Genomic DNA, 13857 nt, shown 5'->3' with positions numbered 1-13857 from the left:
TCGTCGACGGCGCGCTCGTCGCCCCGTTCGGCCGGCACCTCTCCTACGGCACCGACCCGCGCACCGAGATGACCGTCTCCTGGCAGGTCCCGGCCCCCGTCAAGGACCCGTACATCCGCATCGGCGCGCACGCCGGCGAGCTCTCGCGGAAGATCCCGGCCGAGGTCCGCGCGCTCTACACCCCCGCCGGTGTCGGCACCAGCGCCGACCACACCCAGTACTACGTCCACGCCAGGCTGAGCCGCCTCAGGCCCGGCCGGACCTACTACTACGGCGTCGGCCACCGCGGCTTCGACCCGGCCTCGCCGAGGTTCGCCGGGACGATCGGCACCTTCACCACCGCGCCCTCGCGCGCCGAGTCCTTCACCTTCACCGCCTTCGGCGACCAGGGCGTCAGCTACCACGCGCTCGCCAACGACAACCTGATCCTGGCGCAGGGCCCCTCCTTCCACCTGCACGCCGGTGACATCGCCTACGCGGACCCGTCCGGCTCCGGTCAGACCACCGACACGTTCGACGCGCGCACCTGGGACCAGTTCCTCGCCCAGACCGAGACGGTCGCCAAGTCCGTGCCGTGGATGGTCTCCTACGGCAACCACGACATGGAGGCCTGGTACGCGCCGCACGGCTACGGCAGCCAGGAGGCCCGCTTCGCGCCGCCCGCGAACGGCCCCGACCCGAAGAACCTGCCCGGCGTCTACTCCTTCGTGCACGGCAACACCGCCGTCATCTCCCTCGACGCCAACGACGTCTCCTGGGAGATCCCGGCCAACCTCGGGCTCTCCGGCGGCACCCAGACCACCTGGTTCGAGGGCCAGTTGAAGAAGTTCCGGGCGCACGGCTCCGGGATCGACTTCATCGTCGTCTTCTTCCACCACTGCGCCTACTGCACCGCCACGTCGCACGCCTCCGAGGGCGGCGTCCGCAAGGAATGGGTGCCGCTGTTCGACAAGTACACCGTCGACCTCGTCATCAACGGCCACAACCACGTCTACGAGCGCTCCGACGTCCTCAAGGGCGACAGGGTCACCAAGGAGCTGCCGATCGGCGGCACCGCGTACCCGGAGACGGACGGCGTCGTCTACGTCACCGCCGGCGCGGCCGGAAAGAGCCTGTACTCCTTCCCCGTGGCCGACACCTACGCGGGCCACGAGAAGGACGTCGACCCCTTCGCCTCCTACGTGACACAGGCCGACGGCAGCAAGAAGCCGGTCACCGTCGACTGGTCGCGGGTGCGCTACACCGACTACTCGTTCCTCCGGGTCGACGTGCGGCCGGCCGCACCGGGCCGCACCGCCACCCTCACGGTGCGCGGCATCGCCGAGACGGGCGCCGAGATCGACCGCTTCGTCGTCGCCCGCCGGGTCCGGCACTGACCCGGGGCGCCCCCGCAGCCCCGCTCACATCTGCCTGAGCACCGCCGCCTTCGCCGCCGCGAACTCCTCCTCGGTCAGCACGCCCGACCGGTGGAGCTCGCCCAGCTCGCGAAGGCGGCGCAGCAGGGCGTCGTGGTCCGGGGCGGGCCCGGCCGGAACCGGCTCCGGCGGCCCGGGCAGGGCGGCGGCGGGCGGCGCCGCGGCCGCCGCCGGGTGCGGCAGACGCGCCTGGACGGCCGCCGCGACGAGGGCCATCAGCGGGTCCTTCTTGAAGCCCCACAGCTCGACCGCGTTCGGATCGTGCTTCGGCGGGGCCTTCGTCACGGCGGACCGGATCACGAAGCGCAGGTGCCCGTTCTCCAGGCCCTCGGCGGGCTGCCACTCCACGGCCGTGATCTCGGCGAGCGGCAGCAGCCGCGCCCCGGTCGAGGCCTTGCCCTCCTCCGTCTTCCAGTTCCACTCCAGCCGGACCTGCTCCCCGTCGAAGCTCGCCGTGCCGTCCCCCGCGGAGACGGACAGCGGCACCGAGGGCCCCGGGAGCGCGTAGGCGGTGCACGGCGTCGCCGGGACCTCGTCGAGCAGCAGCGCGCTGCGCACCTCGTCGACCAGGTACTCGGCCACCCCGTACCGGTCCGTCTCGACGGTCAGCCGGTACGGGTCCTGCCCGTCCGTCAGTTTGCCGCCGGTCGCCTGGAGGAGCGGGTCCGCGCCGTCCCGCAGCCGCAGCCTGAGCCGGCCGGACCTGCGGCCCTGCTCGAAGGAGATGCCGGCCAACGCGTGCAGCGGCAGCGCCAGTTCACCCAGCGTGCGGCGGAGCAGGCTCACGCCCTTGTCGCGCCCCGGCACCAGCCGCAGCGTCTCCCCGTCGAACGTCCACGTCCCGTCCTTCTGGATGATTTCCGCCATGGGGGGATTCTGACATCCGGGCCCGGGGGAGTGGTCTACACCTTGACCGTGACCGGGGCGGACGGTACGCATGGTGACCGATCGGTTGCTCCACCGCACGACGAACGCCGCCAGCGACCCCGTCGAAGGGACCGTTTGTGAGGAAGCACCGTAGCCCGACCGCCGCCCTGCTGGGCGCGCTCCTGCTCGTCGCCGCCGGGGCCGGGGCGCTCGGCGCCGGATCCGCCGCCGCGGCACCCGCCGGGGAACCCGTGCCGCTCGGGCGGATCGTGCCCGCGCCCGCGTCGGTGACGCCCGCCCCCACCCCCTACGAGATCACGGCGAAGACCCGGATCCGGGTCGACGACCGCTCCGGTGACGCCCGCCGGATCGGCGGCTACCTGGCCGGTCTGCTGCGGCCCGCGACCGGGTACCGGCTGCCCGTGACGGACAGCGCCGCCCGCGACGGCATCCGGCTGAAGGTCAGCGCCGAGGAGACCGCGCTGGGCGCCGAGGGATACCGGCTGACCAGCGACGGCCGGTCCGTGACCGTCGTCGCGCACCGGGCCGCCGGACTGTTCCACGGCGTGCAGACCCTGCGCCAGCAGCTTCCGCCGCGGATCGAGTCCACCGCCCGGCAGCCGGGTCCCTGGCTGATCGCGGGCGGCACCGTCCAGGACGTGCCGCGCTACGCGTGGCGCGGCGCCATGCTCGACGTGGCCCGGCACTTCTTCACCGTCGACCAGGTCAAGCGCTACATCGACCAGCTCGCCCTCTACAAGGTCAACAAGCTGCACCTGCACCTCAGCGACGACCAGGGCTGGCGCATCGCCGTCGACTCCTGGCCGAGACTGGCCACGTACGGCGGCTCCACCCAGGTGGGCGGCGGCGCGGGCGGCCACTACACCAAGGCGCAGTACCGGGAGATCGTCCGGTACGCGGCCTCCCGCTATCTGGAGGTCGTGCCCGAGATCGACATGCCGAGCCACACCAACGCGGCCCTCGCCTCCTACGCCGACCTCAACTGCGACGGCGTCGCGCCCCCGCTCTACACGGGCACGGACGTCGGCTTCAGCTCGCTGTGCGTCGGCAAGGACCTCACCTACGACTTCGTCGACGACGTGATCCGCGAGGTCGCCGCGATCACCCCGGGCCGGTACCTGCACATCGGCGGCGACGAGGCGCACTCCACGAGCCACGAGGACTACGTGACGTTCATGAACCGGGTGCAGCCGGTCGTCGCCAAGTACGGCAAGACGGTGGTCGGCTGGCACCAGCTGACCGAGGCCACGCCCGTCGCCGGCGCCCTCGCCCAGTACTGGGGCCTGGACAGCACCAGCGCCGCGGAGAAGGCCCAGGTCGCGAAGGCCGCGCAGAACGGCACGGGGCTCATCATCTCGCCCGCCGACCGGACCTACCTCGACATGCAGTACGACAAGGACACCCCGCTCGGCCTGCACTGGGCCGGATACGTCGAGGTGCAGCGCTCCTACGACTGGGACCCGGGCAACTACCTGCCCGGGGCGCCGAGTTCGTCGGTGCGCGGCGTCGAGGCGCCGATGTGGGCGGAGACGCTGTCCACGTCCGCGCACCTCGACTACATGGCGTTCCCGCGGCTGCCCGGCGTCGCCGAGCTCGGCTGGTCGCCCGCCGCCACGCACGACTGGGACACCTACAAGGTGCGGCTCGCCGCGCAGGCGCCCCGCTGGGACGCGCTCGGCATCGGGTACTACAGGTCGCCGCAGGTGCCCTGGCCCGCGGCGGAGCAGAAGTAGGCCGAAGGGGCTCGGGAGGACCGTCTCCCGAGCCCCTGGTCTGTCTCCGCCGGGTCAGGCGATCGGGTTGGCCAGATCGCCGACCAGCTGGAGCGCGCCCGACGGGTCGGCCAGGTCCACCATCTGCTGGTTGTCGCGCAGTTGCAGCCGGTTCAGACACGACAGCGCGAACGCCGGGGCGAACAGGTCGAACCGCTCGAACTTCTCGGCCAGTTGGGGAGCCGACTCCTGGTAGTCGCGCACGCACTCCGCGACCGCCGACCAGAACGTGTCCTCGTCCAGGACGCCGTCCGTGACCAGGTTCGCCGCGAGGAAGCGGAAGAAGCAGTCGAAGACGTCCGTGAAGATCGACAGGAGTTTCATGTCGTCGGGGACCTCGGCCTTGATGCGCTCCACGGCGGGCGGCAGCACCGCGTCCGGGTCCATCACCGCGATCTCCTCGGCGATGTCCTTGAAGATCGCCCGCCGCACGACGCCCCGCTCGTCCAGGACCAGGATCGTGTTCTCGCCGTGCGGCATGAACACGAGGTCGTAGGCGTAGAAGCTGTGCAGCAGCGGGGTCAGGTACGCCCGCAGGTACGGCTTCAGCCACTCCCGCGGCGTCAGACCCGAGCCCTCGATCAGGGCGCCCGCGAACGAGCGGCCCGCACGGTCCGTGTGCAGCAGCGACGCCATCGTGGCGAGCCGCTCCCCGATGCCGAGCGAGGCGACGGGCGACTCGCGCCACAGCGCGGCCAGCATCTTGCGGTACGGCGAGTAGCGGTCGGTGGCCGCCTCGTACTCCAGGTGCCGGTACCCGACGGCCGCCCGCTCACGGATGATCGTCAGGCCGGTGCCCTTGAGGATCTCGTCGTTGTCGATCAGCTGGGCCAGCCAGTCGTTGATCGCCGGCGTCGCCTCCATGTACGCCGCCGACAGGCCGCGCATGAAGCCCATGTTGATCACCGAGAGCGCGGTCTTCACGTAGTGCTTCTCGGGGGACGTCGTGTTGAAGAACGTACGGATCGACTGCTGCGCCAGGTACTCGTCGTCGCCCTCGCCCAGGCACACCAGGCGCTCCTGGGCGACCTCGGCGGCGAAGGTGACCGACAGCTTGTTCCACCACTGCCACGGGTGCACCGGGATCAGCAGGTAGTCGTCCGGGTCCAGGCCGCGCTCGCGCAGCACCGCCCCGAACCGGTCCAGGGTCGCCTGCCCGAGCTCGGCCCGCAGGAACTCCTCGTGGTCGATGCCCGCACCGGCGGTGAACGCCGCCCGCTCCCGGGTCGCGGCGAGCCACACGAGCCGCACCGGGCTCGCCGTCTCCGGCGCGTACGAGAGGTACTCGTGGATGCCGAAGCCGAGCCGCCCGTTGTTCGCGACGAAGCAGGGGTGGCCTTCGGTCATGCCCGTCTCGATGTCCTGGAACGAGCCGCCGGCGGCCAGTTCGCGTGCGGACACGTCCGGCTTGGTCAGTTTGAAGCAGGTGCCGGACAGCGTGGAGGAGATCTCCTCCAGGTAGACCGGCAGGATCGCGTCGGACAGGCCGAGCGCGCCCTTGAACTCGGTGAAGAACTGCAGCGCGTCCAGCGGGAGTTCGCTGCCGTGCCGGTGCCGGGTGACGCTCGCCGCGTCGACCTGCCAGTGGTCGAGGCGCAGCCGGCGGGCGGCGAACCGGTACGCGGTGGCGCCGTCGTCGGAGCGGACGAGGAAGCGTCCGTCGCCCTGGGCCTCGGGCGTGAGCAGGCGCTCGTGGCTGAACTCGGCGAGGGCCTTGCGCACGAGGAGGCGGTTCGCCTCGGCCCAGCGCTCGGGGGACAGGTGCGCGGCGGTGTCGGCGATGGTCATGCGCGCGTGCTCCTTCCGGTGGCCCGCTCGAACTGCTCGCGGGTGCAGAAGCTGAGCAGGGCCTTCTTCTCCGGCTTGTCGATCGGGCGGTCGGGGACGAAGCCCACGGCCTCGTTGAGCGCGTGCACCGCCGTGTTGCGCACGTCCGGCTCGACGACGACGCGCCGGACGGCCGGGTCCTCGAAGAGGTACGCCATGACCGCGGTGATCACCGCGCGGGTGAAGCCGGGTATCCGCAGGTCGGAGGGGGCGGTGAGGAAGTGCATGCCGATGTCGCCCGGCTGTGCCTCGTACAGGCCGGCGAGCTCGACGTGGCGCGGGTCGTAGCGCTCCATCAGGAAGGCCGGCTCGCCGTCGTGCAGGCCGAGGAAGGCGTCGTGGTGCGGGTGCGCCGCGATGGCCATGTACTCGCGCTCGACGTCCTCCAGCTTCGCGTCCTGCATCAGCCAGAACGCGGCCTTCGGGTCGGTGACCCAGCGGTGCACCAGCTCGGCGTCGGCCGCCGGGTCGAGCGGGCGCAGACTCAGGGTGCCGGGGGTCGTGGGGGTGGTGGTGCTCATACGGCGAACTCCTGGAAGGCGATGGTCTTCTCGACGGGGTAGTACTCGGTGCCGAGCAGCTCGCCGATGATGTAGCTGTTGCGGTAGGCGCCCATGCCCAGGTCGGGGCTGGTGATCGAGTGGGTGTGCACGCCCGCGTTCTGCAGGAAGATGCCGCGGCCCGTGGTGTCGATCGAGTAGTTGCGGGCGACGTCGTAGCGGCCGCGGCCGTCGCGCCGGATGCGGTCCTCGACGGGGGCGAGGAAGGCGGGCGTCTCGTACTTGTAGCCGGTGGCGAGGATGAGGCCCTCGGTCTCCAGCTCGAACTCCTTGTCCTGCTCCTCCTGGTGCAGGCCGAGCGTGTACGTGCCGTTGTCGTACCGGGCGCCGGTGAGCGCCGAGTTGGTGAGCAGCCGCGTCGGCACGGGCCCGCCGAGGCCCTTCTGGTAGAGCAGGTCGAAGATGGCGTCGACGAGCTCGCCGTCGATGCCCTTGAACAGGCCCTTCTGCCGCTCCTCCAGGGAGTACCGCTTCTCCTCGGGCAGCGCGTGGAAGTAGTCGATGTAGTCCGGGGACGTCATCTCGAGGGTGAGCTTGGTGTACTCGAGGGGGAAGAAGCGCGGGGAGCGGGTGACCCAGTTCAGGCGGTATCCGTGGACGTCGATCTCGCTCAGCAGGTCGTGGTAGATCTCGGCGGCGGACTGGCCGCTGCCGACCAGCGTGATCGACTTCTTCTTCTGGAGCTCCTGCTTGTGCTGCATGTAGCGGGAGTTGTGGATGACGCCGTCGCCCTCCAGGCCGCGTACGGCCTCGGGGATGTGGGGCGGGGTGCCGGTGCCGAGGACCAGGTGGGGGGCGCGGTAGGCCGTGCCGTCCTGCGCGACGGCCGTGTAGAGGCCGTCCTTCTCGTTGTACGTGACCTCGGTGACGGTCGTCGAGAAGCGGACCGAGGAGAGTTTCGCGGCGGCCCAGCGGCAGTAGTCGTTGTACTCGACGCGCAGCGGATAGAAGTTCTCGCGGATGTAGAAGGAGTACAACCGCCCCGATTCCTTGAGGTAGTTGAGGAAGGAGTACGGGGAGGTCGGGTCGGCGAGGGTGACGAGGTCCGACATGAACGGGGTCTGGAGGTGAGCGCCGTCCAGGAACATGCCGGAGTGCCACTCGAAGTCGGGCTTCGACTCCAGGAAGACGCCGTTCAGTTCGGCTATCGGTTCGGTGAGGCAGGCGAGGCCGAGGTTGAAGGGGCCGAGCCCGATCCCGATGAAATCAACTGGCGCGGTCAAGGGTGTCTCCCAGGTACTGCTCGGCGTGGCCGGCGATGAGGTCGAGGACGGCCGACAGGTCGTCGAGGGTCGTCTCGGGGTTGAGCAGGGTGAACTTCAGGTACTGGCGGTCGCCCACCTTGGTGCCCGCGACGACGGCGTCGCCGGAGGCGAACAGGGCCTTGCGGGCATGGAGGTTGGCGCGGTCGATCTCGGCGGGGTCCGTGACGGACGCCGGGATGTAGCGGTAGACGAGCGTGGACAGCTGCGGCTCGACGACCACGTCGTAGCGCGGGTCGGCGGCGAGCAGCTCCCAGCCGCGGTGGGCCAGGTCGCAGACCTCGTCGAAGAGGCCGCCGAGGCCGTCGGCGCCCATGACGCGCAGGGTCATCCACAGTTTCAGGGCGTCGAAGCGGCGCGTGGTCTGCAGGGACTTGTCGACCTGGTTGGGGATGCGCTCGGCGACGGTGCGGCGCGGGTTGAGGTACTCCGCGTGGTAGGTGGCGTGCCGCAGCGTGGCCCGGTCGCGGACCAGGATCGCGCTCGAACTGACCGGCTGGAAGAAGGACTTGTGGTAGTCGACCGTGACCGAGTCGGCGCGCTCGATGCCGTCGAGCCGGTCGCGGTGCTGCGGCGACACGAGCAGTCCGCAGCCGTAGGCCGCGTCGACGTGCATCCAGGTGCCGTACCGGTCGCACAGCTCGGCGATCTCGGGCAGCGGGTCGATGGAGCCGAAGTCGGTGGTGCCCGCGGTCGCGACGACGGCCATGGGGACGAGGCCGTCCTGGCGGCAGCGCTCCAGCTCGGCGGCGAGTGCCACGGTCTGCAGGCGCTTGCTGCGGTCGACAGGGATCGGCACGACGGCCTGCGGTCCGAGGCCGAGCAGCGACGCCGACTTCTGGACGCTGAAGTGGGCGGCCTCGGAGGCGAAGACGCGCAGCCGGTCCAGGGAGTCGGTCTTGGCCTCCTGGCGTGCCATGAGCAGCGCCTGGAGGTTGGACTGCGAGCCGCCGGAGGTGAAGACGCCGTCGGCGGTGGGGCCGAGCCCGATGCGGGCCGCCGTCCAGTCGATGAGCTTGCGCTCGATGAGGGTGCCGCCGGCCGACTGGTCCCAGGTGTCGAGGGAGGAGTTGACGGCCGACAGGATCGCCTCGCCGAGCACGGCGGGGATGACGACCGGGCAGTTGAGGTGGGCGAGGTAGCGGGGGTGGTGGAAGTAGACGGCGTCGCGGAGGTAGACGTCCTCCAGTTCGTCGAGCACGGCGATGGTGTCGTGCAGCGGCGAGTCGAGGTCGACGGCGTCGATGGCCGGGGCGAGGGCGTCGGGGGTGACGCCGGTGAACGGCCGCGTGGTGGTGGCGAGTCTGGCCGCCACCCGCTCGATTCCCTCGGTCACGGAGCTGCGGTACAGCTCCGCGGTCGTGTCATTGAGCAGGTGCGAGCGCATGGACGGTTCCTCCGGGTGGGGATGAGGGTGTTCCCGGGTGGGGCAGGAAAGGTGCGGGGACGGACGAGGAAGGACAAAGGGGCGAGGTCGCGAACTCGTTCTTAGGTTAGCCTAACCTAAGTTGAGCATGCGACCCCGCCCCCTGTCTGTGACCGGATCGGCCCTCAGTGGCTGGATTGCCGTCGTGCGGTGTGCGGTTGTCCTCAGTCCTCGGCGGGCTGCGCGCGCAGCGCGTCCTCGCTCAGGCCGCGCTTCCAGTACCCGACGAAGGTGACCGCGCGCTTGTCGTACCCGCGCTCGCGCACCAGATGGCGGCGCAGCCCGCGCATCACCCCGGACTCGCCGGACAGCCACGCGTACGGGCGGGCCGCCGCGGGCAGTTCGGCGGCCCGCAGCGCGTCGAGGGCGCCGGGGCCCTCCTCGTCGCGCACGAGCCACGTCACCGTGGCGTCGGCGGCGGTCGTCACCGGCTGGACGTCCTCGCGGTGCGGGACCTCCAGCCACACGTGCGCGGTCACGGAGGCGGGCAGCCAGGCGAGCACGCCGAGGGCCGCGGGGACGGCCGTCTCGTCGCCCCACATCACGATGTGGTCGAAGTCCTCGTGCGGCCGGCAGCGCACGGCGGTGTTGTCGGCGACCGCCGGACCGAGCACCGTGACCCGGTCACCGGGGCGCGCCGCCTCGGCCCAGCGGCAGGCGGGGCCCACCGTGGCCGGGTCGCCGGTGTGCAGCACGAAGTCGATGTCGACCTCCTGCCGCGGGGTGCGGCGCTGGCCGCTGAGTGTGTACGAGCGCATGACGGCCCGCACGTCGTCGGGCAGCGCGCGGTACGCGGCGTGCCAGGCGCGGCCGTCGTCGCCGGGTTCGGCGGCGGGCAGCACCGGGGCGTCCTGGCCCGGCTGCGGCAGGAAGAGGGAGAGGGACTGGTCCCGGCCGCCGCCGTGGAAGGCGTCGAGCTCGGGGCCGGTGAAGGTGACGCGGAGCAGTGACGGGCCGAGCCGCCGCGTCCGTGCCACTTGCAGATCGAAGAATCGGAAAGGGGTCACGGTGGGCGCCTCGGCCGTCGTGGTCATGGGGTCAGGACACCTTCTTCGCCGTCTCGATGGCCTTCGCGAGGTTCTCCAGGAGCGGGGCGCACTTGTCGTAGGACAGGATCGGCTCGGGGGAGCGGGCGATGACCTGGCCGGCCTTGACCGCGGGGAGCTTCTTCCAGGTCGCCTCGTCGATGTCGGCGGGCTGGATGGCCTGGGCGCGGTCGTCCATCATGATGATGTCGGCCCGGTGCTTGTCGACGTTCTCCCAGCTCAGGTTCTCGAACCAGCCGCCGGACTCCTTCTTCGCGGCCTCGGTCGGCTCGACGAAGTTCACACCGAGCGACTTGAAGTACTCGAGGTCGATCGAGAGGTTCGTGCCCGACACGTAGAAGATGTCGGGGCTCGCGGAACCGGCCAGGACCTTGATGTCGGGGTGCGCCTTCGCCGCCTTCCGCAGGCGCGCGGCCGCGTCCTCGAAGCGCTTCTTCGCCGCGACGACCTTGTCGGCCTTCAGGTCGGCGCCGAGCGACTCGGCCAGCGCGTACATGCGCTGCAGCGGCTGGTCCAGCTTGCGGTCGTAGACGGAGATGCCGACGCTCGGGGCGAGCTTGGCGATCTTCTTCGCGGACTCCTCCGGGACGTACCAGAGCGTGCCCGCGGCGTCGAACATCGTGGTGATCAGGACGTCGGGGGCGAGGCCCGCGTACTTCTCGATGTTGAACTGGCCCCACTCGTTGCCGATGACCGTCACCTTGGAGACGTCCATGTCGCCGGCCTGCACGTCGGGCTTGCCGCCCTTGACCGTGGTCGGGCCGAAGACGCCCTTGACCTGCACGCCGTAGTCGAACAGGGCGGCGCCGACGCCGGTGAACGCGACGATGTTCGCCGGGACCTTGTCGAGCTTGACGCTCGTGCCGCGGTCGTCCTTGAACGACCAGGGGCCGGAGGCCGCCTTCTTCCCGGCGTCCGCTCCGCCGTCTCGGGAGCCGCTGTCGTCACCGCAGGCGGCGAGCACGGCACCGAGGCCGAGGGCGCCGCCGGCGGCGAGGATGCCGCGACGGGTGGGACGGGACAGACGGGCTTCGGTCATCACGGACTGCTTTCGGACGTGCCGGATCTACGGCCGGGCGGGGTCGTGGAACTGAGGGTAGGTTAACCTAAGTTCCCGATGTGTCCAGGGGGCGGCCCCCGGTCGGCCCGCCAGGACCGGGGCGCGGCCCCCGTCGCCGTCCGGCACGGTCAGGACGTCAGGCCCAGTTCGCGGGCGATCAGCATGCGCTGCACCTCGCTCGTGCCCTCGCCGATCTCCAGGATCTTGGAGTCCCGCCACATCCGGGCGACCGGGTACTCGTTCATGAAGCCGTAGCCGCCGTGGATCTGGGTCGCCTCGCGCGCGTTGTCCACCGCCACCGTCGAGGAGTACAGCTTCGCCATCGCCGCCTGCTTCTTGAACGGCTCGCCGGAGACCAGCCGCGCGGCCGCGTCCCGCCAGCCGAGCCGCGCGGTGTACGCCTTCATCTCCATGTCGGCGATCTTGAACTGGATCGCCTGGTAGCCGCCGATGGCCCGGCCGAACGCCTTGCGCTCCTTGGCGTACTTCACCGACTCGTCGACGCAGCCCTGCGCGAGCCCCGTCGCGAGCGCGGCGATGGCGATGCGGCCCTCGTCGAGGATCCGCAGGAACTGCGCGAAGCCGCGGCCCTCCGCGCCCAGCAGGTTCGCCGCGGGGACCCGGACGTCGTCGAAGTGGAGCTCGCGCGTGTCCGACGCGTTCCACCCGACCTTCGAGTACGGGGCGGCGACCGTGAAGCCGGGGGTGCCGGACGGGACGATGACCGAGGAGATCAGCGGCTTGCCCTCGGGGGTGTGCCCGGTCACCGCGGTGACCGTCACCAGGCCCGTGATGTCCGTGCCCGAGTTGGTGATGAAGCACTTCGTGCCGTTGATCACCCAGTCGCCGGTGGTCTCGTCGCGGACCGCCGTCGTGCGCGTGCCGCCCGCGTCCGAGCCCGCCTCCGGCTCGGTCAGGCCGAACGCGCCGAGCATCTCGCCGGAACACAGCCGCGGCAGCCACTCCCGCTTCTGCTCCTCGGTGCCGAACAGGTGCAGCGGCATCGCGCCCAGGGAGACCCCGGCCTCCAGGGTGATCGCGACCGACGAGTCGACCCGCGCCAGCTCCTCGAGCGCGATGCCCAGCGCCAGGTAGTCGCCGCCCATGCCGCCGTACTCCTCCGGGAACGGCAGCCCGAACAGGCCCATGCGCCCCATCTCGCGCACGATCTCGTACGGGAACTCGTGCCGCTCGTAGAAGTCGCCGATCTTCGGGGCGATCACGTCGTGGGCGAACTCCTCGACGGTGCGGCGGAGTTCCTCGTGCTCGGGGGAGAGGTGGTGGTCCATCTGAGTCACTGCTCCTGCGGGGACTGGGCCTCGGGTACGAGGGCGCGAACGGTGCGGGACGGGCTGGGTCGGCCCAGGTGGCCGGCCATCCAGGCGCTGGTGGCGCTGAGACGGCCGAGGTCGACCCCGGTCTCGATGCCGAGTCCGTCGAGCATCCAGACGAGGTCTTCCGTGGCGAGATTGCCGGTGGCGCTCTTCGCGTACGGGCAGCCGCCGAGGCCGCCCGCGGACGCGTCGACGGTGGTGACGCCGTGCTGGAGCGCCGCGAGGGTGTTGGAGAGCGCCTGGCCGTACGTGTCGTGGAAGTGCACGCCGATCACGTCCGTCGGCACGCCCTTCTCGTTGAGCCCGGACAGGAGCGCCTGGACGTGGCCGGGGGTGGCCACGCCGATCGTGTCGCCGAGGCTCAGCTCGTCGCAGCCCAGGTCCATCAGGGCCTTGGCGACCCGGACGACCTGGTGGACGGGGACGGCGCCCTCCCACGGGTCGCCGAAGCACATGGAGAGGTAGCCGCGGACGTGCGCCCCGGCGGCCTTCGCCCGCGTCACGACCGGTGCGAACATGGCGAGGGACTCCGCCACCGTGCGGTTCAGATTGGCCTTGGCGAAGGACTCCGTCGCGCTGGCGAACACCGCGATGCGGGTCGCGCCGAGGGACAGCGCCCGGTCCAGGCCCCGCTCGTTGGGGACGAGCACCGGGAGGTGGACCCCCTCGATGTCCTGGATCCGGGGGAACAGGGCCTCGGCGTCCGCGAGTTGGGGGACCCACTGGGGGTGGACGAAACTGGTCGCCTCGATCGTCGTGAGGCCCGCGTCCGCCAGGCGGTGGACGAACGCGGCCTTGACCTCCGTGGGCAGGGCCGTCTTCTCGTTCTGGAGGCCGTCGCGGGCGCCCACCTCGTGGATCCGCACCCTTGCGGGGAGGTCCCGGGCGGGAACGGTCATCGGCAGGTCGGTCATCGTGCCGCCTCCTCGGGGCGCCCGTCCGCGGGGCGCTCCTTCGCGTCGGGTTCCCTCACCACGGCGAGGACCTGGTCCATCGCCACCGTCGTGCCGGGGCTCACGTCCAGCTCCGTCACCACGCCCGCGTGCGGGGCCGCGATCACGTGCTCCATCTTCATCGCCTCGACGACGAGCAGGCTCTGGCCCGCGGCCACCTCGTCGCCGACCGCCACCTTGACCACGGTCACCGTGCCGGGCATCGGCGCCGTGAGGGAGCCCGCGCCGCCGGCCCCCGCCCCGGTGAGGCGCGCGGCGACCGGGTCGTGGTCCTGGACGTGCCAGGCGTCGCCGTCCAGGGCCAGCCAGTCCCC

Annotated in this window: 12 protein-coding genes; 2 read left to right on the top strand and 10 right to left on the bottom strand. The window is 71.2% G+C overall.

The features are described from left to right. Positions 1-1376 (top strand): metallophosphoesterase family protein (locus GTW43_RS21140; RefSeq protein WP_161303587.1); only part of this gene is annotated, 1376 nt, incomplete at its 5' end. Positions 1377-1400: 24 nt separating this feature from the next. On the opposite strand, the gene GTW43_RS21135 is transcribed toward GTW43_RS21140, so the two are convergent. Beyond that, positions 1401-2282, bottom strand: coding sequence for a DUF4429 domain-containing protein (locus tag GTW43_RS21135; RefSeq protein ID WP_161303448.1), 882 nt, complete (start codon positions 2280-2282; stop codon positions 1401-1403). A 137-nt stretch (positions 2283-2419) separates the two neighbouring features. Between GTW43_RS21135 and GTW43_RS21130 the strand changes: the two genes are divergently transcribed. After that, positions 2420-4036 (top strand): beta-N-acetylhexosaminidase, encoded by a 1617-nt coding sequence (locus tag GTW43_RS21130; protein WP_161303449.1) that lies wholly within the window; start codon positions 2420-2422, stop codon positions 4034-4036. 54 nt (positions 4037-4090) lie between these two features. Here the strand turns inward: GTW43_RS21130 and GTW43_RS21125 are convergent, their stop codons facing one another. The 9 genes from GTW43_RS21125 to GTW43_RS21085 form a co-directional block, all read right to left on the bottom strand. Next, the gene (locus GTW43_RS21125; protein WP_161303586.1) at positions 4091-5863 is read right to left on the bottom strand and encodes an IucA/IucC family siderophore biosynthesis protein; all 1773 of its coding nucleotides are present in this window, start codon (positions 5861-5863) and stop codon (positions 4091-4093) included. Further along, positions 5860-6423 carry a GNAT family N-acetyltransferase gene (locus GTW43_RS21120; RefSeq protein WP_161303585.1) on the bottom strand — a complete coding sequence of 188 codons (564 nt, stop codon included), beginning with the start codon at positions 6421-6423 and terminating at the stop codon, positions 5860-5862. Before GTW43_RS21120 ends, GTW43_RS21125 begins: the two co-directional genes overlap by 4 nt. Then, a complete protein-coding gene (locus tag GTW43_RS21115; protein WP_161303584.1) occupies positions 6420-7685 on the bottom strand; it encodes a SidA/IucD/PvdA family monooxygenase in 1266 nt (421 codons plus the stop codon). The genes GTW43_RS21120 and GTW43_RS21115 overlap by 4 nt, the downstream gene beginning before the upstream one ends. Continuing rightward, complete coding sequence (locus GTW43_RS21110; RefSeq protein ID WP_161303583.1) at positions 7669-9111, bottom strand: aspartate aminotransferase family protein; 1443 nt, start codon at positions 9109-9111, stop codon at positions 7669-7671. Before GTW43_RS21110 ends, GTW43_RS21115 begins: the two co-directional genes overlap by 17 nt. Before the next feature lie 203 nt (positions 9112-9314). Beyond that, positions 9315-10184: a siderophore-interacting protein gene (locus GTW43_RS21105; protein WP_161303582.1), complete on the bottom strand. Its 870-nt coding sequence runs from the start codon at positions 10182-10184 to the stop codon at positions 9315-9317. Positions 10185-10188: 4 nt separating this feature from the next. Beyond that, positions 10189-11235 carry an ABC transporter substrate-binding protein gene (locus tag GTW43_RS21100; RefSeq protein WP_161303581.1) on the bottom strand — a complete coding sequence of 349 codons (1047 nt, stop codon included), beginning with the start codon at positions 11233-11235 and terminating at the stop codon, positions 10189-10191. 149 nt (positions 11236-11384) lie between these two features. Next, positions 11385-12545, bottom strand: coding sequence for an acyl-CoA dehydrogenase family protein (locus tag GTW43_RS21095; RefSeq protein WP_161303580.1), 1161 nt, complete (start codon positions 12543-12545; stop codon positions 11385-11387). 5 nt (positions 12546-12550) lie between these two features. Beyond that, on the bottom strand, positions 12551-13504 hold the full coding sequence (locus tag GTW43_RS21090; protein WP_161303579.1) for a hydroxymethylglutaryl-CoA lyase: 954 nt from the start codon (positions 13502-13504) through the stop codon (positions 12551-12553). Further along, positions 13501-13857: acetyl-CoA carboxylase biotin carboxyl carrier protein subunit (locus GTW43_RS21085; protein WP_161303578.1), on the bottom strand; the 357-nt coding region annotated here is incomplete at its 5' end. The genes GTW43_RS21085 and GTW43_RS21090, both read right to left, overlap by 4 nt.

Source organism: Streptomyces sp. SID5785 (genome assembly GCF_009870065.1).
GTDB lineage: Bacteria > Actinomycetota > Actinomycetes > Streptomycetales > Streptomycetaceae > Streptomyces.
This window is presented reverse-complemented; position numbering and strand designations above follow the sequence as displayed.

Excerpts from the sequence above, each read along its gene's own strand:
- GTW43_RS21135 (WP_161303448.1), bottom strand. The coding sequence starts at position 2,282 with ATGGCGGAAATCATCCAGAAGGACGGGACGTGGACGTTCGACGGGGAG.
- GTW43_RS21125 (WP_161303586.1), bottom strand. The coding sequence starts at position 5,863 with ATGACCATCGCCGACACCGCCGCGCACCTGTCCCCCGAGCGCTGGGCC.
- GTW43_RS21120 (WP_161303585.1), bottom strand. The coding sequence starts at position 6,423 with ATGAGCACCACCACCCCCACGACCCCCGGCACCCTGAGTCTGCGCCCG.
- GTW43_RS21110 (WP_161303583.1), bottom strand. The coding sequence starts at position 9,111 with ATGCGCTCGCACCTGCTCAATGACACGACCGCGGAGCTGTACCGCAGC.
- GTW43_RS21105 (WP_161303582.1), bottom strand. The coding sequence starts at position 10,184 with ATGACCACGACGGCCGAGGCGCCCACCGTGACCCCTTTCCGATTCTTC.
- GTW43_RS21100 (WP_161303581.1), bottom strand. The coding sequence starts at position 11,235 with ATGACCGAAGCCCGTCTGTCCCGTCCCACCCGTCGCGGCATCCTCGCC.
- GTW43_RS21095 (WP_161303580.1), bottom strand. The coding sequence starts at position 12,545 with ATGGACCACCACCTCTCCCCCGAGCACGAGGAACTCCGCCGCACCGTC.
- GTW43_RS21090 (WP_161303579.1), bottom strand. The coding sequence starts at position 13,504 with ATGACCGACCTGCCGATGACCGTTCCCGCCCGGGACCTCCCCGCAAGG.